The 20344-nt window shown below is 69.7% G+C and carries 20 protein-coding genes; 5 read left to right on the top strand and 15 right to left on the bottom strand.

Features of this window, described 5'->3' with window-relative positions; translation table 11 throughout:
- Window positions 1–75 precede the first annotated feature (75 nt).
- The 5 genes from lepB to mqnE form a co-directional block, all read right to left on the bottom strand.
- The gene (gene lepB, locus AB0E94_RS03845) at window positions 76–825 is read right to left on the bottom strand and encodes a signal peptidase I (RefSeq protein WP_360322085.1); all 750 of its coding nucleotides are present in this window, start codon (window positions 823–825) and stop codon (window positions 76–78) included.
- Complete coding sequence (locus AB0E94_RS03840; protein WP_360322082.1) at window positions 822–1148, bottom strand: helix-turn-helix transcriptional regulator; 327 nt, start codon at window positions 1146–1148, stop codon at window positions 822–824. Before AB0E94_RS03840 ends, lepB begins: the two co-directional genes overlap by 4 nt.
- Before the next feature lie 64 nt (window positions 1149–1212).
- The gene (locus AB0E94_RS03835) at window positions 1213–1530 is read right to left on the bottom strand and encodes a DUF4229 domain-containing protein (RefSeq protein ID WP_317789107.1); all 318 of its coding nucleotides are present in this window, start codon (window positions 1528–1530) and stop codon (window positions 1213–1215) included.
- A 12-nt stretch (window positions 1531–1542) separates the two neighbouring features.
- The gene (locus tag AB0E94_RS03830; RefSeq protein ID WP_360322079.1) at window positions 1543–1950 is read right to left on the bottom strand and encodes a hypothetical protein; all 408 of its coding nucleotides are present in this window, start codon (window positions 1948–1950) and stop codon (window positions 1543–1545) included.
- Window positions 1951–1969: 19 nt separating this feature from the next.
- Window positions 1970–3139, bottom strand: coding sequence for an aminofutalosine synthase MqnE (mqnE, locus tag AB0E94_RS03825; RefSeq protein ID WP_360322076.1), 1170 nt, complete (start codon window positions 3137–3139; stop codon window positions 1970–1972).
- A 200-nt stretch (window positions 3140–3339) separates the two neighbouring features.
- On the opposite strand from mqnE, the gene AB0E94_RS03820 reads away from it, so the two are divergent.
- On the top strand, window positions 3340–4920 hold the full coding sequence (locus tag AB0E94_RS03820; RefSeq protein ID WP_360322073.1) for an NlpC/P60 family protein: 1581 nt from the start codon (window positions 3340–3342) through the stop codon (window positions 4918–4920).
- A gap of 129 nt (window positions 4921–5049) precedes the next feature.
- Here AB0E94_RS03820 and AB0E94_RS03815 read toward each other — a convergent pair whose 3' ends face one another.
- A complete protein-coding gene (locus tag AB0E94_RS03815) occupies window positions 5050–5691 on the bottom strand; it encodes a hypothetical protein (RefSeq protein ID WP_360322070.1) in 642 nt (213 codons plus the stop codon).
- Between the two features lie 223 nt (window positions 5692–5914).
- Between AB0E94_RS03815 and AB0E94_RS03810 the strand changes: the two genes are divergently transcribed.
- From AB0E94_RS03810 to AB0E94_RS03800, 3 genes are all read left to right on the top strand, one after another.
- Window positions 5915–7234, top strand: coding sequence for a hypothetical protein (locus AB0E94_RS03810; RefSeq protein ID WP_360322067.1), 1320 nt, complete (start codon window positions 5915–5917; stop codon window positions 7232–7234).
- Window positions 7235–7515: 281 nt separating this feature from the next.
- Complete coding sequence (locus tag AB0E94_RS03805) at window positions 7516–9414, top strand: DEAD/DEAH box helicase (RefSeq protein ID WP_360322064.1); 1899 nt, start codon at window positions 7516–7518, stop codon at window positions 9412–9414.
- An 863-nt stretch (window positions 9415–10277) separates the two neighbouring features.
- Window positions 10278–10910, top strand: a complete 633-nt coding sequence (locus tag AB0E94_RS03800; RefSeq protein ID WP_360322061.1) for a putative glycolipid-binding domain-containing protein — start codon at window positions 10278–10280, stop codon at window positions 10908–10910.
- On the opposite strand, the gene AB0E94_RS03795 is transcribed toward AB0E94_RS03800, so the two are convergent.
- The 4 genes from AB0E94_RS03795 to AB0E94_RS03780 are packed head-to-tail and all read right to left on the bottom strand — an operon-like array spanning window position 10894 to window position 15265.
- Window positions 10894–12333, bottom strand: coding sequence for a hypothetical protein (locus tag AB0E94_RS03795; RefSeq protein WP_360322058.1), 1440 nt, complete (start codon window positions 12331–12333; stop codon window positions 10894–10896). The genes AB0E94_RS03800 and AB0E94_RS03795 overlap by 17 nt on opposite strands.
- A gap of 56 nt (window positions 12334–12389) precedes the next feature.
- A complete protein-coding gene (locus AB0E94_RS03790) occupies window positions 12390–13676 on the bottom strand; it encodes a hypothetical protein (RefSeq protein ID WP_360322055.1) in 1287 nt (428 codons plus the stop codon).
- A gap of 33 nt (window positions 13677–13709) precedes the next feature.
- A complete protein-coding gene (locus AB0E94_RS03785; protein ID WP_360322732.1) occupies window positions 13710–14801 on the bottom strand; it encodes a PLP-dependent cysteine synthase family protein in 1092 nt (363 codons plus the stop codon).
- A gap of 14 nt (window positions 14802–14815) precedes the next feature.
- Window positions 14816–15265: an Lrp/AsnC family transcriptional regulator gene (locus tag AB0E94_RS03780; RefSeq protein ID WP_093620032.1), complete on the bottom strand. Its 450-nt coding sequence runs from the start codon at window positions 15263–15265 to the stop codon at window positions 14816–14818.
- Window positions 15266–15477: 212 nt separating this feature from the next.
- Between AB0E94_RS03780 and AB0E94_RS03775 the strand changes: the two genes are divergently transcribed.
- On the top strand, window positions 15478–15753 hold the full coding sequence (locus AB0E94_RS03775; protein WP_317789120.1) for a BldC family transcriptional regulator: 276 nt from the start codon (window positions 15478–15480) through the stop codon (window positions 15751–15753).
- Here the strand turns inward: AB0E94_RS03775 and AB0E94_RS03770 are convergent.
- Genes AB0E94_RS03770 through AB0E94_RS03750 form a run of 5 tightly spaced genes read right to left on the bottom strand, consistent with a single transcriptional unit; the run spans window position 15750 to window position 20336 of the window.
- Window positions 15750–16373 (bottom strand): UbiX family flavin prenyltransferase, encoded by a 624-nt coding sequence (locus AB0E94_RS03770; protein ID WP_360322051.1) that lies wholly within the window; start codon window positions 16371–16373, stop codon window positions 15750–15752. The genes AB0E94_RS03775 and AB0E94_RS03770 overlap by 4 nt on opposite strands.
- A 17-nt stretch (window positions 16374–16390) precedes the next feature.
- Window positions 16391–17455, bottom strand: coding sequence for a hypothetical protein (locus AB0E94_RS03765; RefSeq protein ID WP_360322048.1), 1065 nt, complete (start codon window positions 17453–17455; stop codon window positions 16391–16393).
- Entirely contained in the window at window positions 17439–17951 is a 513-nt protein-coding gene (locus AB0E94_RS03760; protein WP_360322045.1) for a SigE family RNA polymerase sigma factor, read from the bottom strand. The genes AB0E94_RS03765 and AB0E94_RS03760 overlap by 17 nt, the downstream gene beginning before the upstream one ends.
- Window positions 17952–17982: 31 nt before the next feature.
- A complete protein-coding gene (gene mqnP, locus AB0E94_RS03755; RefSeq protein WP_360322730.1) occupies window positions 17983–18888 on the bottom strand; it encodes a menaquinone biosynthesis prenyltransferase MqnP in 906 nt (301 codons plus the stop codon).
- Window positions 18876–20336, bottom strand: coding sequence for a menaquinone biosynthesis decarboxylase (locus AB0E94_RS03750; RefSeq protein WP_360322042.1), 1461 nt, complete (start codon window positions 20334–20336; stop codon window positions 18876–18878). The genes mqnP and AB0E94_RS03750 overlap by 13 nt, the downstream gene beginning before the upstream one ends.
- Between the last annotated feature and the right edge of the window lie 8 nt (window positions 20337–20344).

The raw sequence follows: 20344 nt of genomic DNA, 5'->3' as shown, positions 1-20344 counted from the left end.
ATGTCGGGAACCGCCACCGGTGCGAATCGTGTCCGCCCCGGTGTCGGTGTCCTTTTTCGGCCACGACTATCGAGCTCAGCCCAGCAGCACCACACGGCCCGTGACCGAATCCGCCGGTACGAAACCGGAGAGCCGCGAATCGTTGGCGACCTCCCGGTGGTCACCGAGCGTGTAGAGCTCCCCCGGCGGCACGGTGGCCGGCTCACACTCGGTCACCGTGCCCTCGGTCAGGTAGGGCTCGTCGACCGCCACGTCGTTGCGGAACAGGTGGCCGGCCCGGCAGTCGAGACGGTCGCCGGCGAACCCCAGGACCCGGCGTTCGGTCTCGCGCTCGGGAAAATCGGGCAGCGGATGGACGACCACGTCGCCGTAGTCCAGACCGGTCAGACGGAAGCCGACCTTGTCGACCAGGTAGCGGCTCGCGATCTCCATCGTCGGTTGCATGCTGCCGCTCGGTACGTACTTGACGGTCACCAGGAACGGGGCCGCCAGCAGCACGGCCAGCGCGGCGAGCCCGATCCGGTAGGCGGTGGGACGTCGGGAGTACCGCTCGGCGATCGCCACCCGCAGGCCACCGGCCGCCCAGCGCAAGGCCGCCGCGGTCCCGGCGGCCTGGTCGAACTCGGCCAGGACCGCCTCGCCCCACGGGCCTCCCCGTTCTTTCCGGCCACGCACGGCGACCGTAAGCACCCGGTGGGCGAACCTTGTCAGGCCGTTTCCGCTCATGCCGGCGCCGTTCGTGCCGGGCTCGCTCATGGCAGCCTCTCCCATGCCGGCCCCGCCGGTGCCGGTCTCGCCGGTGCCGGTCTCGCTCTCCCGCCTCATGCCGGCCGCACGATCTTGGCGGCCGCGGTCTGGCGGCTCGCCGCCTTTGCCGCGGCGTCGGCGAGGCGGACCTTGGCCAGGGTCACGCCGTCGCCGGTGAGGCGGTAGGTGTGCCGGGGCGGACGCCCGGGCTGGTCGGACGGCTCCCAGGCGGCCTCCAGCAACGACTGCTCGGTGAGGCGCATCAGGATCGGGTAGAGCGTCCCGGAGGCCAGGTCGGTCTCCCGGCTCAGGTCATACCCGTAACGCCAGGTCGTCGGCTCCTTCATGAGCGCCTCGAAGAGCCGCAGGGTCTGCGGCGAGGCATGCGGTGTCCTCGGCATGGCCGAAACTCTACATAACTCGACTTACGCGTTGTCAAGGTCCCGGCATCGATCGATGCCGGGATCAGGCGCCGGGACGCTTCGCGTGCTCGACGATGTCGGCGGCGGTGACCCGGTCGCCCTCGGCAGCGGCCACCTCGTCACCGGCGAGCGCCGAGCGCAGCCGCTCCTTCTCCGCCGAGCGGCGGGCGGCGATCTCACCGAACTGCTCCGCCGACTGGTCGCGCCACCCGCGCAGCAGGATCAACGACAGGCCGGACGCAGCGACGAGCGCGACCATCGCCTTGACCAGGATGTTCAGCGGCGTCGTCGGGATCAGCACCGCGAACACGACCAGGAACAGGCCGAGGCGGCCGAGCGCGTACTTGACGGCGGGCTTCATGCGATATCTCCCTCAGCCGGACCGGTGGCTGAGCCACCGGAGGCCGTAGAACCAGACCAGGCAATACACGACGGTACCGGTCACCGCGCCGGCGCCGCCGCTGACCAAGGGCGGAGCGACCTCGGCCACCAGACCGGCCACCGTCATACCGGTCGCCACCCCGAACCCGGCGGCCAGGCCACCCACCATGATCCGGTGGGCGCCGAAGCCCTCACCGCGGAACTCCTCGACGAACAGCCAGACGGGCAGGATCATCACGAGCCACCCGTTCGACTCGCCGAACTCGCCGAGACCGGTCAGCGCCATCACGGTCTCGAAGACCAACAGGACCGCGGCGCCGACCGCCAGCCCGGCGAACGCGGAACCCAGCAGGTCACCGATCGTGGCCAGCCGGCCGCCGGCGTCTTTCTGCTGGGTCATCGCCGCACCATCTCCCCGGTCAGGCCCAGATCTTCTGGGGCTCGCTACGGCGCTCGGCCAGCGACGGCGCCGTGTCGTACTCCCGTACCACCTGATAACGAGTGTCCCGCTCGACCGGCTGGAAACCGGCGTCCCAGATCAGGTGAAGAAGGTCGTCACGGTGCATGGTGGTCGGTGTGCCGTAGGAGTCGGCGTCGTGGGTGATCTTGTACTCGACGACCGAACCGTCCAGGTCGTCGACACCGAAGTTCAGTGAGAGCTGGGCCACCGACAGGCCGTGCATCACCCAGAAGTTCTTCAGGTGCGGCACGTTGTCGAACAGCAGACGGGACACCGCGAACGTCTTCAGCGACTCGGCCGGCGCGGCCATCGTGGTGCGCTCCTGGATCCGGTTACGGACCTTGCCGTCCTGCGAGTCGTGGAAGTCGTGCTGGTAGCGCAGCGGGATGAAGACCGCGAACCCACCCGTCTCGTCCTGGAGCTCACGCAGGCGGAGCACGTGGTCGACGCGGTGCCGCGGCTCCTCGATGTGGCCGTACAGCATGGTGGCCGGGGTCTTCATGCCCTTCTCATGGGCGAGCCGGTGAATGCGGGACCAATCCTCCCAGTGGCAGGCGTGGTCGACGATGTGCTGCCGGACCTCCCAGTCGAAGATCTCGGCGCCGCCGCCGGTCAGCGACTCCAGCCCGGCGTCCATCAGCTCGTCCAGGATCTCGCTCGCCGACAGGCCGCTGATCTTCTCGAACCACTGCACCTCGGTCGCCGTGAAGCACTTGAGCTTGACGTTCGGCAGCGCCGCCTTCAGCTCGCGCAGCACCTTGGGGTAATACCGCCAGGGCAGGCTCGGGTGCAGGCCGTTCACGATGTGCAACTCGGTGAGCTGCTCGTCCTCCATCTCCTTGGCCTTGGCGACGGCCTCGTCGATGCGCATCGTGTACGCGTCTTTCTCTCCCGGTTTGCGCTGGAAGGAGCAGTACGCGCAACTGGCCGAGCAGACGTTCGTGAGGTTGAGGTGCCGGTTCACGTTGAACATCACCCGGTCACCGTTCAGCACGGTCCGCTTGTGATGTGCCAGCCGGCCGAGCCACGCCAGGTCGTCACTCGCGTAGAGCGCGACACCGTCCTCACGGGACAGCCGCTCGCCCGCGTAGACCTTCGCTTCCAGCTCCCGCTTCAACCCCGCATCCATGTGCACGAGCGTACGTCGCCACCCATCGGTGACCTGCGGCACCGTTCATTTGAAAAATTCTCAGCGTGCTTTCACCTTCATTCGATCGACACCGGTACGGGCCTTGCGGTATGAACCTTTAGGGACGACAAGCGACGGTCGTAACAGTCGCGGACGGGGAGCTCATGGCCAAGGCAGTGCGGCGAGGCACTACGCATCGCTTGCGTTTCGCGCGCCCACGTCTGCGCCCGTTGGTCTGCTCGGCTGCGGTGGCGGCCGCGATCGCGGCGCTGTTCCAGCCCATTCCGGCGATGGCCGAGCCGGTCGCACCCACCACCACGACCACCGTGCCCGACGCCGGCTCCCAGCCCGTCGCGGTCGGCAACCTCGTGCTCCCCGGCGCCCCGGCCACCACGCCGACCACGCCCACGCCCTCGCTGATCACCCCCGGCGTCCCCGCGAGCCCCATCCTGCAGAAAGTGGAGAAGGGCCGCGCCGAGATCTCCACCCTCGGTGACCAGCTGATCCTCGTCGGGCAGGATCGTGACCTCGCCCAGACGCAGCTCACCGCCGCGACCGCCCGGGTCACCGAGACCCAGCAGGCGCTGGTCCAGGCCCGCACCGTGGCGCAGGATTCCGCGGCCGCCGCCATGCAGCAGGCCGCCGCCCTGCCGCCGGGCGCCCTCGACTCCCGCTGGGCCGAGCTCGACGCGCTGTCCCGCATGCAGCGCGGTGACGCCACCTCGTCGTACGAGGCGGCCGCCCGCCGCCTCATCGCGGCCGAGGAGGCCGCCCGGACCGCGTCCACCGAGCAGGTCGCCGCCAACACCAAGTACACGGCGCTCGCCGCCCAGTGGACCCAGCTGAACACCAACCTGGCCAAGAAGCAGGCCGCGCAGACCAAACTCGAGAACGACAATCGCGACGAGATCAGCGCCGCCGAGAGCACCGCGAACGCGGCCGACGAACAGCTCGGCGCGGAGTACCTGTCCGGCGCCGACGCCGGCCGGGGCGCCGACCCGCGGGCCGTTCAGGCATTGCAGTTCGCGCTCGACCAGCGCGGCGACCCCTATGTGTGGTCCGAGGAGGGCCCGGATCAGTACGACTGCTCCGGCCTGATGTGGGCGGCGTACCGCTCGGTCGGCTTCCAGCTCAACCGGGTGTCCCGCGACCAGTACTACCAGACCCGTGAGCGGCAGGTCTCCCGCTACTCGCTGCTCCCCGGCGACCTGCTGTTCTTCAGCTCGTCGAACAGCTGGACGGGTATTCACCACGTCGCCATGTATGCGGGCGAGGGCATGATGGTCGAGGCTCCGCGTACCGGCCTCAACGTGCGGCTCACCCCGGTCCGGTGGTCGCGGCTGTTCGCCGCCACCCGGATCTACGGCTCGATCGAGGGCGAGACCGAGACGCCCGACCTCGGCAGCCCCGACCCGGACGAGCCGGTCACCCCGACCAAGTCGCCGTCGCCGAGCGGCAGCGTCAAGCCGTCGGGCAGCGTCAAGCCGAGCACGTCGACATCGGTGAAGCCGAGCACGTCCGCCTCGACGTCGCCGTCCACGTCGACCTCCCCGTCGACATCGACCTCCCCGTCGAGTTCGGCGTCGCCGTCGCCGTCGGACCCGCCTGTCGTTCCGCAGCCGTCGGCCGGCGTGTCGTCAGCGGCACCTGACACGGAGACTCCGAGCGCCTCGGTCGGCACCACGACCGGTTCGGCGGCGGCCAGCGCTTCGCAGGCGGCCGCCTCCGGAGCGGCGGCGTCGGGGTCGTCCTCGGCCAGCTCCGACTCCGACGGCAACTAGTCCGGTAAGCAGGCAGAACAGGATCGGCGCAACGGCCCGAACCGGCCAGTCGGCCATCGGACGGTCGTAGCCGGGCGAGTGACGCTGATGCCGGGTGTGTTCACACCGGCTGATGTGGCACGGTTATGGTCAGCGCCCGACGTCCGAGACTTCGTCGGCAGCGGTGGTCTGGAGGACCCAAATGGACGAGCAGCAGGCGACCAAGGACGGCGATATCGGGACGCCGTCCGCCGCGCGGCCGCCCGCGAACGACACCGAGGAGTACGCTCCGCCGCCGCCGCCCGCCCCGGGCGCGTTGTGGGCCGCTCCGGCCGGTGATCCCAAGCCTGCCGCCACCTCGCCCGCCTCCGTCACACCCCCGTCTGCCGCGACGATCTCCGAGGCGCCGATCTCCGCCGCGTCGGTCTCCGCCTCGCCGGTCTCAGCCTCGCCGGTCTCCGCCGAACCCGCCGACTCGATCTCCGCCGCGCCGGGGTCCTCGGCCCCGTCGGCACCGGACTCTGCTGTCCCGGCGCCCGCTGATTCGGCCCCAGCCTCCGACGAGCCAGCCGCCACCTCGACGCCCACCGACTCGGCAGTCGCCCCGGTCTCCGCAGCTCCCGCGCCCAGCAGCTCGGCAGCCGCCCCGGCCTCCGCCGAACCCGCGCCCAGCAGCTCGGCAGCCGCCCCGGTCTCCGCGGCTCCGGTCGCACCGGTCTCCGGCGGTCCCGCAGCAGCTCCGGTTTCCGGCGCGCCGGTCGTGAAGGCGTCCGCGGCGGTGCCTGTTTCCACGCCGCCCGCGCCCAGAGTCAGTGCCTCTGCTCCGGTTTCGGCCGCTCCGGCCCCGGAAGCTCCGGCTCCCGTCGCCCGGGCATCCGCTTCCGTCGCGCCGGCCTCGGCTCCGCCTGCCGCCAGCGCTCCTACTTCAGCCCCACCGGCCGCCAGCGCTCCGACTTCGGCTCCGCCGAGCTCCAGCGCCCCGGCCTCCGGGTCGTCGGTGCGGCCGGTCTCGTCCGTGCCCGGATCCGGCGCCGCACGGGTCTCCGTGCCCGGCGTGGTTCGCCCGGCCGCCGACGAGGTACCGGCCTCGGCCCGGGCAGCGGCCCAGCCGACGGTCTACGGCACGACTCCACGACCAGTCGGCTCGGCCTCGGTGGCCGTCCCGGTCCCCGGTGCCGAGAACGCAGCCGGCAACAAGAGCACGGCCAAGAACGCGACCGACCCGGAAGAGCCGGCTGATCCGAAGCCGTCAGACCCGAAGCCCGCGGAACCGGAGCCGAGCGACCCGCCCGCGCCCGCCGAACCGAAGCCGTCCGAGCCCGCCGAACCGGAGAAGGACCCGGAGCCGGCCAAGCCGCAGCCGGTGCCGGCACCCCCGGCCCCGCCGAAACCAGCCGACCCGGAACCGGACAAACCGCCGACACCGCTCCCGGCGCCCACCCCGGCCCCACCGACGCCCCGGCCCGGCCCGGTCCCACCGGTGCCGACGCCCACACCGAGCCCGGTCCCGCCCGCGCCGAGCCCGATCCCGCCAGCGCCCAAACCCGGCCCGGTCCCGCCCGCGCCGACACCCACGCCCAGCCCGGTTCCGCCGGGCCCGATCCCGCCGACCCCCGTGCCTCCGGGCCCGGTGCCGCCCACTCCGGTGCCGCCGAGCCCGGTCCCGCCCGGCCCCGGCCCGAACCCGATTCCGCCGGGTCCCGGTCCCAGCCCGATCCCGCCCGGCCCCGGCCCGGTTCCGCCAGGTCCGGTTCCTCCGGCGCCGATGATCGGAAACGGTCCAGCGAGCGGCAACGGCCCGGCGAGCGGCAACCGGGCGGTCGGCAACGGGCCGGCCGGCAACGGTCTGCCCAGCTACACCCTGCCGCCCACCGCCGCCTCGGCAGGCCTGCCACCGGCTCCGCAGAGCGCCCCCCGCGGGACGCCCTACCGGGGCTTCCCGTCGTCGCCGGAGAACATCGAGATGACCCAGCCGGTCTCGGCCGCCACCCCGCAGCCCGCCCAGTACGGCAACCCGCCGACCACCCCGATCAGCCCGGTCGCCGGCGGCGTGCCGCAGCAGCGCGGCCAGGGCACGGTGTACAGCACCGGCGGCTACCCGGCGATCGACATGACGATGCCGGTCTCCGACCCGGTGGAGAACTCGGGTTCGCTCACCGGCCACATCCTGGCTCAGGGCTGGTATGACGCTCCGGTCGACCAGCGCCGCAGCAATCTGAAGGTGGTCGTCGCCATGCTCGCCGTGCTCGGCCTGCTGGTGACGGTGAGCCTTGTGTTCGTGTTCACAGCCGGTGACGCTTTCACCGATTTTCTCGGCAATCTGACCGGTAAGTGACCAACTGACGCAGTCCCGACAGTGCCACGATGCCCCGGCGTTTTGTCGCCCGGGGCCTCGAACGTTTAAGCTTGCGCGGTTGCGCTTCGGGGTGAGCATGCCCACTACCCGGCCGGAATGCGGTCGGCGGTTCAGACGTTCACCCGTACACTGATGGTAGTTATTGACGCGGCGTGCCCACCCGGTGCACGCCACGGGCGTTCTTGCGGGCATTTCAGCGGGCGGTCTCCGATGACCGCGGCGGGCCATTCGCGAGCATGCGCCCCCGTAGAGAGGTTCTCTTGACCACTTTCGCTGATCCCAGCACGTTCCCGTCCGTCTTCGACAACAGCAGCACCGAGAGCGACACCCCGGCCACCCCCGAGGCCGTCGAGGTCGCCGAGACCACCCCGGAGGCCGTCGAGGCCCCCGCCAAGACCTTCGCCGACTTGGGCCTGCCGGCCGAGATCGTGCGCGTCCTCACACGTGAGGGCATCACCACACCGTTCGAGATCCAGGCCGCGACCGTGCCGGACGCGCTGGCCGGGCGGGATGTCCTGGGCCGTGGCCAGACCGGCTCCGGCAAGACCCTGGCGTTCGGCCTGCCGGTGCTGGCTCGCACCGCACAGAGTGGCCGGGCTCGTCCGCACTACCCGAAGGCTCTGATCCTGGTGCCGACCCGCGAGCTGGCGATGCAGGTCGCCGACTCGCTGATGCCGGTGGGCCGGGCGGTCGGCGTCTTCCTGAAGACCGCGGTCGGCGGCGTTCCGTACGACCGTCAGATGGACGCTCTGCGCCGCGGCGTCGAGGTGATCGTCGCCACTCCGGGCCGGCTCGCCGACCTGATCGAGCGGGGCGCCTGCAAGCTCGACGACGTCGAGGTGACCGTTCTGGACGAGGCCGACCAGATGGCTGACATGGGCTTCCTGCCCGAGGTCACCGATCTGCTGGCGAAGACTCCGGAGAACGCGCAGCGCCTGCTGTTCTCGGCCACTCTGGACGGTGACGTCGACGCGCTGGTCAAGCGGTTCATGCACGACCCGGTGACGCACTCGACCGCTCCGGCGGAGGCGAGTGTGTCCACGATGGATCACCACCTGCTGCTGATCCCGCCGGCCGACAAGTTCCCGATCACTTCGTGGATCGCGAACCGGGCCGGCAAGACCATCGTCTTCGCGCGCACCCAGATGGGCGTGGACCGGCTGGTCGAGCAGCTCGCGGCGGTCGGTGTCCGGGCCGGCGCCCTGCACGGCGGCAAGACGCAGCGCGTCCGTACCCGTACGCTCGCCGAGTTCAAGGAAGGTCGGACGAACGTCCTGGTCGCGACGGACGTGGCGGCCCGTGGCATCCACGTCGACGGCATCTCGCTCGTCGTGCACGTGGACCCGCCGAAGGACCCGAAGGACTACCTGCACCGGGCCGGCCGTACCGCTCGGGCCGGCGAGTCCGGCGCGGTCGTGACGCTGGTTCTCCCGAAGCAGCGCCGCACCACGCAGGCGATGATGTCGAAGGCCGGGGTTGCTCCCGCCGAGACCCGCGTCCGCCTGGGCGACGACAAGCTGTCCGAGATCACCGGCGCCCGTGAGCCCAGCGGTGTCCCGGTCGTGGACGAGCCGGAGCCCCGTCGCGAGCGTTCCGGTGGTTCCCGTGGCCGCTTCGGCGACCGCCCGCGTGGTGACCGTCCGCAGCGCTCGTACGGTGACCGCCCGCAGCGTTCCTTCGGCGACCGCAACGAGCGGACCTTCGGTGACCGCCCGCAGCGTTCCTACGGTGACCGTCCGGCCGGCGACCGGTCGTTCGGTGACCGTCCGCAGCGTTCGTTCGGCGACCGCGACCGTAGCTTCGGCGACCGTCCGGCCGGCGACCGCAGCTTCGGCGACCGCGGCGACCGTGGCTTCGGCGACCGTCAGCGTTCCGACCGCCCGTACGGCGACCGCTCGTTCGGCGACCGTCAGACCGGTGACCGTCCCTCCGGTGACCGTCCGCAGCGTTCCTTCGGCGACCGCCCGCAGCGTTCGTTCGGCGACCGCCCCTCCGGCGACCGTCCGCAGCGTTCCTTCGGCGACCGTCCGGCCGGCGACCGCTTCGGCGACCGCCCGGCGGGTCCCCGTCGCGAGGGCCACCGCACCGACAGCCACCGCGGCGACCGTCGCGAGGGCCCGGGCGGCCGCTTCGGCACCCGCCCCGCGCGCAGCTACTGATCAACCACACCGAAGCCCCGGTCACCTCCTGGTGTCCGGGGCTTCGGCCTTTCATTTGGTACGGCTACCAAAGCTCGCACCTACCCCGCGACGCAGGCGACCCGTCCGACCCGCGACGCACTTCCGGGCTGAGGCCTACCCTTCCGCTCACCCCTCCCTCAGCTGGCCCACACCGTTGTCTAGAGATCTTTCGCGGCCGGGATCGGTCCCGACCGAGACCACGAGCCGTCGCCCAGCACTGGAATACGAGCGGCATTTCCGGGCTGGACGACGGCCGAGACCGCCAACCGTCGCTCACTGCCGAAGCCAGCGGCTCGGCGACGGCCGGTGGGGGTCTGCGACTCGTTTCGCGGGGCCTGCTGCTGCCGGTGGCGCGGGTCGGCAACGTCGACCAGCGCACACATTGGCCGATCGTGTGCTCCGGTCCTTGCCCGAGCAGAGACAGGAGCACGCGCAGGGCCGATCGTGGGCGTTCACCTACGCCACGACGATGACCCGGACACACGCAACGCCAACGTGTGCGCACGTCACCGCTACGGCGACGGCTACCCGCAGCACAGAACGCCTGCTTAACCGCTGTCAACGGTCAGGACGCCATTTTCGCGTTTCCGCCAGCAACCGCCACGCCGAGTGACGGGAGCCGGGCGGATGGACCAGACTCTGATTACGGACGGTCTCTGAAGCATCCGATGACAGCGGTGAGAGCCGGCTGGGGGTTGGGACGGGCGCCTGAGACAGCGCGGTGCCCCACCGGAGATTGGACGGCTTCCGCCCGAAAGGCGCGCTGGCGGGCGGGAGTTTCGCCTACGTCGCGGGGTGGCCACGGGACCTTCGTAGGTCGTACAAAATGGTAGGTTTTTGACATGCCGTTGCCTACTGCGGTGTTCTGGGAGCGCAGCGACGTCTCCGGCGCCGAGCACGCCCTGCTGGAGGCGCGCGACGGCCTGTATGCGCAGGGGACGCTCCTGGCGGCCGCGCCTGTCCCTTTCGCCTGCCGCTATGAGGTGCAGACCGGCCCGGATTGGGCGGCCGCCCGGCTGGACGTTCGGGCCGAGGGCGCTGGCTGGGCGCGTGCCGTGCGATTGGAACTGGCCGCGGGTCGCTGGCGCGTGACCGCTTCTGAACAGGGTGATCTCGACGCGGAGCTGATCAGGAACGGTCATCCGAGGGCGGGCCTACCCGGGTGCGACGATCCTGATCTGTTGTACGGCGCGTTCGACGTCGGGCTGGGTGGGTCGTCGCTCTTCGCTACCTTGCCGATCCACCGGCTGGGGCTGATGGAGGCGGCCGAGCCCGGCGTCGCGCATCGGCTGAGTGTGGCGTGGGTTCTGGTGCCGAGCCTGGAGGTGGTGCAGGCGGACCAGATCTACACGCGGCTGGACGATGGGCGGGTGCGGTTCGCCGACGAGATCACCAGCGTCGACCTGCTCTGCGACGCAGAGGGATTCGTGACGGAGCGGCCGGGGCTGGCCCGCCGGGTCACAGCTTCTGCTTGATCCAGCTGACGCAGGCCTTGTCGACGGTCTTGAACGGCTTGTCGAGGGCGGCCTGTGAGGCGACGTCGAGTTCGAGCCCTTCGCGCAGCACGAGCGAGACGAAGTTGAACATCTTCTCCTCGCCGAACTTCTCCGCGATACAGCCCACCCCGAAGTGCCCGGTGGCGTAGAGCCGCGCGACGGTCAGGTCGTCGGATTTCGCGGTGAGTTTCGGCAACGCGATCGTCTTGATCGCGCCGCGCCGGGCCTGGATGTATCGGAGCGCGTCCCGGCTGTAGCTGTTCTGGGGCTTGCTGGGCTGGTAGCCGATGTACTCGGCGACGCCCTCGATCAGCCACAGGTCGTCCTCGTCGTCCCAGTTACGGGTGTCGTTGAGGGTGACGGCGTGGCCCATCTCGTGCTGGATGATCTCGGTGAGTTCGCGGTCGCTGCCGGACATCGCCTCGCTGGACTTCACCACGATGTCGCTGCCGACCCCGTTGAGCGGCAGGTGGTAGGCGACCGACCAGTTCGGGGCCAGACCCGAGTACCAGTTCTTCCAGCCCTTGTCGTCGGCCAGGTAGATCCGGTACTTCGGCTGCTCGTTGTGGAGCTGGACGCCGTACCGATCGGCGACCGCGGCCGCCTTCTCGGCCAGCGGCAGGGTCCGGCGCACGTTCTTGGCCTGCGATTTCGGGCCGGCGACGATCACCCGCTTGCCCTGGGCGAAGGTCAGTGCGGCGTTCTCCCACGGGGCTGGCTGTAGGTAGTTCTGGACGCCGGCGCCGGCCATCGCGGTGATCACGTAGGAGCCGGCCCGCGGTGTCCAGGTGAGCGTGTTGATCAACGCGGGCGCCCCGGCGGCGGGGTCGGAACGGTGAGCCGGACAGTCGGCGCCGCTGAAGCAGTAGTTTAGGTCGACCCGGACCTTCATCACGGCGCCGTCCATCTTCGGCTCCCCGTCGATGGTCAGGTCGGCGGCGGTGACCTCGAGGGCCCGCAGGTTCTGGAAGATGGTCCGGTAGCGGCCCTGCAGCTTCGGGTCGACCGGGGCGAGCCAGCCGGCCTCGTCACCTTTGACCAGCGCCTGGACCTGCGCGTCGAGCAGGGCGTCGACCTGCTGGAGCGGGGTCAGCGGGGTGGCCGAGGCGGACGGCGTGACCGACGCTGACGGGATCGCGGTGGCGGTCGCGGGCTCCGGCCGGTCCGGCCAGAAGATCACCACACCGGCAGCCACGGCGAGCGCCAGCACGGCCAGGCCGGCGACCAGCGCCGAGGGTTTCCGAGGCTCCGGAGAGGGGTCGGCGGGAAGCTCGGGAGACGGCTCGAGAGACGGCTCGAGAGACGGACCCGGGGGAAGCTCGAGAGACGGACCGGGAGGCGGCTCGGGCAGCGCGGCGGGGGCCGACTCGAAAGGCGGCTCGGGTACCGGCGTCTCATCCATGACCGAGGATCTAACCACCTGATTCGACAGGCCTCTATCCCATTTCGGCCTGGTGGTCAGACGCGTTGTGTGATCCAGCTGACGCATGCCTTGTCGACGGTCTTGAACGGCTTCCCGAAGGCCACCCGGGAGGCCGGATCGAGGCCCTGCCCGCCCTGGAGCACCTGTTTGACGAAGACGAGCATCCGGGCCCGGCCGTAGTGGTCGACCATGCAGCCGACCGCGTAGTGCCCTGTCGCATAGAGGGCGCTGACCGTCAGATCATCAGATTTGTCAGTGAGCTCCGGCCGCACGATCGACTTGATCGGACCGTGCTCGTCGTACCAGGACCGCAACGAGTACCGGCTCTCGGTGCTCTGCGGTTTACCGGGGTAGAACCCGATGTACTCGGCGACCCCCTCGACGAGCCACAGATCCTCGTCCTGATCCCAGTTGTGGGACGGGACCATGGTGACGGCGTGCGCCATCTCGTGCTGGACGGTGACGGCGAGCTGGCGATCGGAGTCGAGCACGTCACCGGCGTTGAGGACGATGTCGCTGCCGGTCTGGTTCAGAGCGATGTGATAGCCGATGACCCATTTCGAGAGCTGGCCGCCGTACCACTGCTTCCAGGTCTTGTCGTCGGCGAGGTAGACCCGGTAGCGGGCCGGCGGCGTGGTGGTGAATCGGTCGACGATCTTCGCGGCCTTCTCGGCCGCGGTGAGCACCCGCTGGAGGTTCTTCGCCTGACCGGGCGGGCCGGCGACGATGACCCGCTCGCCGCGGGCGAAGCGCAGCTCGGTGGTCTCCCACGGGGTCGGCTGGAGCGGGTTCTCGTCCTTGACGTCGGCGATCCCGGTGACGACGTATCCGCTGCCCCGCTGTGTCAGGGTCAGGTCGTAGAGGACCGTCGGTGGTCCGCCGCCGATCGAGTCCTCCCAGGCCGGGCAGGAGACGTCGCTGAGGCAGTAGCTGAGCTCGTACCGGGCTTCGACCGCGGTCGTGGTGCTCCCGTCGTCGATCTCCAGGCCGTACTCGGCCCGGCTGATCTCCAGGTTGCGCAGATTGCGGTAGATGGCCCGGTAGCGCTTCTGGGCCGCCGGGTCGACGGGCGCCAGCCAGCCCGCCTCGTCGCCGCTGAGCAGCGCGTCGACCTGGTTCTGGAGGGCGAACCGGACGTTCTGCTCGATCAGGGCCGACGGGTCGGGCGCGACGACGGGGGCGGCGGTCGCCGCTTTCGGCCGGGAGGGCTGCGGCCAGAACACCACGCTGACGGAGGAGACGGCGAGCAGGAGCACCCCGAAGGCGCCGAACGCCCGCGCCACCCAATCCCTACCCGATCGATGATCGAGGTCATCCTCCACGAGCCGGATCTAATCATGGCCCGTCGATGGATGTCAGCCCGGCCAGTCGCCACCGTCCATGAATCGCTCAATCACCCTGGAGTAAGGGGACAATTCGAGCCCTTGGGTGGCCACCCAGTCGTCCGAGTAGTAGGTGTCGGCATAACGTTCGCCGCCGTCACAGATCAACGTCACGACCGATCCGGTACGCCCAGCCGCACGCATCTCAGCGATGAGCCGGAACGCGCCCCACAGGTTGGTGCCCGTCGACCCGCCGAGCCGTCGGCCGAGGGTGGCCGTGCCGGCTCGCATGGCGGCGAGTGAGGCGGCGTCCGGTACGTGGATCATCCGGTCCACCACCGACGGCAGGAACGACGGCTCCACCCGGGGCCGGCCGATCCCTTCGATGCGCGAGCCCCGCCCGGTCACGGTGGTCCAGTCACCGGCAAGGTAAGCCTGCCAGAACGCCGATCCCTCGGGATCGACAACGCAGACTCTGGTCTCGAGACGGCGGTACCGTGCGTAGCGGCCGATGGTGGCGCTGGTGCCGCCGGTGCCGGCGCCGACCACGATCCAGGCCGGGACCGGGTGCCGTTCCAGAGCGAGCTGGCTGTGGATGGACTCGGCGATGTTGTTGTTGCCGCGCCAGTCGGTGGCCCGCTCGGCGTAGGTGAACTGGTCCATGAAGTGCCCACCGAGATCGGCGGCGAGTCGCCGGGCCTCCGGCACCACCTGGGTCGCGTCGGCGACCAGGTGACATCGGCCGCCCTGGAACTCGATCAGCGAGACCTTCTCCGGCGAGGTGGAGGCCGGCATGACGGCGATGAACGGCAGGCCGAGCATCCGGGCGAAGTACGCCTCACTGACCGCGGTCGACCCGGAGGACGCCTCGACGACAGTGGTCCGCGGGCCGATCCAGCCGTTGCAGAGCGCGTACAGGAACAGCGATCGGGCCAGGCGGTGCTTGAGCGAGCCGGTCGGGTGCGACGACTCGTCCTTGAGGTAGAGGTCGATGCCCCAGGAGACCGGCAGAGGGTACGGCAGCAGGTGCGTGTCTGCGGAGCGGTTGGCGTCCGCCTCGACCAGGGCGATCGCGTCGCGGGCCCAGTCCCGGGCCACGTTGTCCGAGCGGTCCAGCTTTGACAGGTCCATCGCCGGCGTCAGCCCAGGCCGGGCTGCGGACGGTTCTCCCACTTCGTGGAGAGGGCGATCGCGGTCCGGGTCGAGGCGACGCCGGGTGTCCGGTTTATTCGCACGATCAACTGCTCCAGTTCCGCGATCGTGCCGACTCGCACGGTGAGCTGATAGGACTCGACGCCAGCCATGAAATAGCAGCTCTCCACCTCGGGCATGGCACGGACCGCGGCGAGGACGTCGTCGGTGTCGGCTCCGGAGTCCTCGATGATGCCGATGAGCGCGGTGACACCGAGCCCGATCGCCTCGTGATCGACGTCGGCGCGGTAGCCGCGGATGGTTCCGGCGGTCTCGAGCTTACCCACTCGCTCGTGCACGGCGGGGGCGGAGAGCCCGACCTTGCGGGCGAGTTCGGCGTACGACGAGCGCGCGTTCTCCCGTAGCAGGTCGATCAGCCGGAGGTCGATGGAGTCCATGCTTGAAACCCTAATCGGGTGGCGCTCCCGCCTTCACGCCCGGTAGCGGCGAATGGGCGGCAGGATAATGACCACTGTCGCAATCGGGGCTTTTTCCGCATTTCACGGACTTGGTTCAGGGGCGGTGCTCTAATGACTTTACGTCCCGATCGAGCACGCCGACACTCACCGTGACCACCGGCCGCTCCAGAAACCAAACCGAGGAGGGGGTTGTGGACACTGGAGATCGTCTGCTGACACCGGGCGAGGTGGCCGCGTTGTTCCGCGTCGACCCCAAAACGGTCACGCGTTGGGCCGCCGCAGGCCGGATCGGCAGCATCCGTACTCCGGGTGGACACCGCCGATTCCGTGAGTCAGAAGTTCGCGCATTGCTCGAAGGCGATGGCGTGATCGAGGAGATGCGCGAGGACGACGCCGCGAACAAGCCGCGGAACAACGGTCCTAGCAATCCGGGGACGGGCTTCGGCCCGCCGAACGGCTTGCGCTAAGCGTTCCTCTCACCCAATTCGCCGGTCCATCTGCGAAAAAGCGTGTGTGGTACGCCCAAAGCGTCCAGCACCTTTCCGGCCACGAAGTCGATCAGTTGTTGTGCAGTCGCGCCGGCCCCGGATCCGTAAAAACCGGGGCTGGCCGGCAGCACCACGGCACCGGCGTCGTGCAGGCCGATCAGATGTTCCAGGTGACTGCGGGTGACCGGGGTTTCCCGGGGTACCACCACCGTCCGACGGCGCTCCTTCAGATTCACTTCGGCCGCTCGTTGCAGCAGGTCCTTCGACAGCCCGACAGCTATGCCCGCACACGCCGCAGTGCTGGCCGGAACCACCGCCATCCCGCGCGCCGGATAAGACCCGGAGCTCGGGCCGGCGGCCAGGTCTCCGGCCGGCCAGTAGGCGAGGTCGCCCAGATCGCGGCCGAGCCATGCGGCCACGTCGTCCTTCCAGTGCGCGTCCCGGATCGTCGCTCCGGTCTCGTCCAGCAGAGTCAGCCGGGCGGCCCGGGAGACGACCAGGTCGACTGATTCGCCGGCGTCCAGCAGGGCGGTCAGAACCGCCTTGGCATAGGGGGTTCCGGACGCTCCGCTGACGCCGACGATCCAGGGTTCACGCATGCCTACCAGTGTGCCGGTTACTTCGGCAGCGGCCGCGCCGTGGCCGGTAGGACGTCACTCACCGGCTTCTCGGTCCCGTACACGGTCAGGCCTTGAAGGATCTTGCGGAGCTCTTGCTGCTTGATGTAGTCGCCGCCGAAGACACGCACGACGAGGCCACCGGGCAGCGGCTTCACGCAAGTGTGGAACGACTCGGCGCCGGTGACGGTGTCCTTATGGATCTCGCAGACGGTCTTCGTGATGTCCGCCTCCACACCCTGGCGTTCCCTCGGGCCGATGCCGACGTTAACGACCCCGCGCGGCGCGTGCCCCTGCTCAGCCGTGGGACGCGGGTCCTCATAATCCGGATCCTGTAGGCGGGCCCGGACCTCGTCGTCGACCTGGAACCGCACCGTGGAGGTCTCGCCCGTCGAAACCTGGATGAGGTGGTATCCCGCCGGGACGTAGGAGAGCCCGAATCCGATCGTGGCGGGGCGCGGCGAGGTGCTGCCGAACGCCTCGGCGACCTGCCGCATCTCCGCCGGTGACATCGAGCGGGGATCGGCCAGCACAGTGGCCAGCGCTCCGTCCGCATACTCCCAGGCGAGCTGGATCTCCCTGTCGTTGGAGTCGTCGATGAAGAACGCGGTCGCTGCTCCTACCGGATCGGTCGGCCTACGCTTCAGATCGCCGCGGTTCCGATCCGGTTGCACACCCGGGTGGTAGACCTCGAGGACCCCGACCGCCTTGCCGTTCCGGTGGATGTAGGCCGTCTCACTCTCGAGGCTCCATCTCTCCGGCGGCAGGACCTGGAACGCTCCCGTCGTGTATCCGGTGAACATGAACTCGGCAGCTGACGGGCCACCGACCGGGGACGGGTCGAGCTGGGGCGAGGGAGTGACGACCGGCGGAGCATCGGCCCGCCGGGTGACGATCTGCGGCACCCCGATCGCGGCCGTCACCGCCACCACCGCGGCGAGTGCCCACACCGAGTTCCGGCGACGCATCCTCCGCCGGCCCAGGGCCACCACATCGTCGACGCCGTAGCGGGGCGGAGGTGGGTCGGTTTCGGCCTCGCGCAGCATGTCAGACAGCGGCTTCATGATTGGCCTCCCACTCTGTGCCGAGAATCTGGCGGAGCGCGTCGAGGCCACGCGCGGTGTAGACCTTCACGGTGCCTTCCGGGCAGCGCAGCGCCGTGGCGGTCTGCTGCACGCTGAGCCCCTCCAGGAAGCGCAGCACCAGGATCGCCCGCTGCCGGGCCGGCAGACCGTCGAGGGCCTGCCGCAGCCGCAGCCGCTCGTCGACCGCCCCCGTGGCGTCGTCGGGCAGCGCCGAATCGGGCATGGCGTGGCTGCGGGACTGCTCGCGGCGCCACCACGGGCGGCGGGTCTCGTCGATCGCGGCACGCACCACCGCGGTCCGGGCGTACGCCTCCGGGTTGTCCACCCGGTTCCACTTCACGTACAGCTTGGCCAGGGCGGACAGCACCGCGTCCTCGGCCACCTGCCAGTCGCCGCAGGTCAGGTAGGCGAGCCCGCGTAACGGCTCCATCCGCGCGGCGACGAACTCGCGGAATCCGGCCTCTCTATCGCTCACGCCGATAAGACGGAAACGTGGTTGGAGCCGGTTACACCAGGTACAGATCGATCAGGGCGAACACGAACAGCGCGATGGCGATGAACCCGTTCGCGGTGAAGAACGCCCGGTTGACCTTGGAGAGATCGTTCTCGGTCACCACGACGTGCTGGTAGACCAGACCGGCCCCGGTCACGAGCAGGCCCGCCCACCAGGCCCAGGTGAACCCGGCGAGCTGACCGAACCAGAGGAACAGCGCGAAGCACACCAGGTGGGTGGCTGTGGAGATGTGCAGCGCGGTCCGCACCCCGAACCGGGCCGGGGTGGAATGCACGCCGATCTTCCGGTCGACCTCGACGTCCTGGCAGGCGTAGATGATGTCGAAGCCACCGATCCACAGGCCGACCGCGACGCCGAGCACCCAGGCCGGCCAGGAGCCCGCGAAGGTGCCGGTGATCGCCAGCCAGGCGCCGACCGGGGCGACCGCCTGGGCCAGTGCGAGCACGTAGTGCGGGAAGTTCGTGAACCGCTTCGCGTACGGATAGACGACCAGCGGGACCACTGCGAGCGGTGACAGGACCAGGCAGAGCGGGTTGAGCAGACCGGCGGCGACCACCAAGATCACCAGCGAGACGATCGAACCGGTCCAGGCGGTACGCACGCTGACCGCGCCGGTGACCAGCTCCCGGTTCTGCGTCCGCGGGTTCAGCGCGTCGATCTTGCGGTCCAGGATGCGGTTGGCGGCCATCGCGAAGGTCCGCCCGGCGACCATCGCGATCGTGACCAGCACCAGGTCGAGCCAGTGCTCGCCGACCGCACGGTTCAGCGACTGAATGGCGACCAGCGACGACAGGTAGGCGAACGGCAGCGCGAAGATCGAGTGCTCGATCATCACGAGCCGGAGGAACGATTTGATCTTCCCCGGTTGCGGTGAAGCCACAGCTGTCACAGCCCGTATTCCTTCCACCGTTTGTCGACCAGGCTGACCACCTCGGGAGACATGGTCATCTCCTCCGGCCAGCCCCGTGAGTAGCCCTCGGACGGCAGCTTACGGGTGGCGTCGACACCCGCCTTCCCGCCCCAGAACTGCTGGTAGGACGAGTGGTCCAGGTGGTCCACCGGGCCCTCGGTGAGAAGCAGGTCACGGCCGTAATCGACGTTGCCGAAAGCCCGGAACGCGACCTCGTTGTAGTCGTGGACGTCGACGTCCTCGTCGACCACCACGATCAGCTTGACCAGGGACAGCAGGTGGGCGCCCCAGATCGCGCTCATCACCTTCTGCGCGTGTTTCGGGTAGCGCTTGCGGATCGACACGATCAGGCAGTTGTGGAAGACACCGGAGGCCGGCATGTCGTAGTCGACGATGTCCGGGATCAGGATCTTCGCCAGCGGCAGGAAGATCCGCTCGGTGGCCTTGCCGAGACCGTGGTCCTCCTGCGGCGGCTTCGACGTGACGATCGAGTGGTAGATCGGCTTCTTCCGCATGGTCATGCACTCGATGTGCAGCACCGGGAACGGCTCGACCGGCGTGTAGTAGCCGGTGTGGTCGCCGAACGGGCCCTCCGGCTGGCGCTCGCCGGGCTCCAGATAGCCCTCCAGGACGATCTGCGCCTCGGCCGGGACCTGCAGCGGGACGGTCACGCAGTCGACCATCTCGATCCGCTCGCCCTTGAGGAAACCGGCGAACAGGTATTCGTCGATGTCGGCCGGCAGGGGGGCGCTCGCCGCGTACGACACCACGGGGTCGCAACCGATGGCGACGGCGACCGGAAGGCGCTCGCCGCGCCGCTCCGCCACCGCGTGATGCGCGGTCGAGTCCTTGTGGATCTGCCAGTGCATGCCGAGCGTGTTCTTCGAGTGCTGCTGGAGCCGGTAGAGCCCGAGGTTGCGCTTGCCGGTCTCCGGGTGCTTGGTGTGAGTCAGCCCGAAGTTGTGGAAGATGCCGCCGTCGTCGGGCCAGACCTGCAGGCCGGGCAGCAGGCCCAGGTCGACCTGGTCGCCCTTGAGCACGACCTCCTGGCAGGGGGCGCTCTTCACCTTCTTCGGCGGGACCGACTTGAGCTGGAGCACCTTGGCGATGCCCTCGCGGATCCCGGACCAGCCCACCGGCAGCTCCGGTTTGGCCAGCGCGCCGATCCGCTCGCCGACCTCGTCGAGCCGGTCCACGCCGAGGGCCATGGCCATCCGCTTCTCGGTGCCGAACAGGTTGATCACCAACGGCATCTCGCCCCGGGTCGGGCGCTCGAAGAGCAGCGCCGGCCCACCGGCCCGCACAGTCCGCGTGACGATCTCGCTGACCTCCAGCGTCGGATCCACCGGCACGGTGACTCGTCGCAGCTCACCGGCAGCCTCCAGGGCGGCGATGAAGCTTTGCAGGTCGGCATAGGGGAATCCACGCGGCGCCATGCCCCCAG

Source organism: Actinoplanes sp. NPDC026670 (assembly GCF_040638175.1).
Classification (GTDB): Bacteria; Actinomycetota; Actinomycetes; order Mycobacteriales; family Micromonosporaceae; genus Actinoplanes.
The sequence above is the reverse complement of the archived record's forward strand: the minus strand, read 5'-3'. Positions and strand labels throughout refer to the sequence as shown.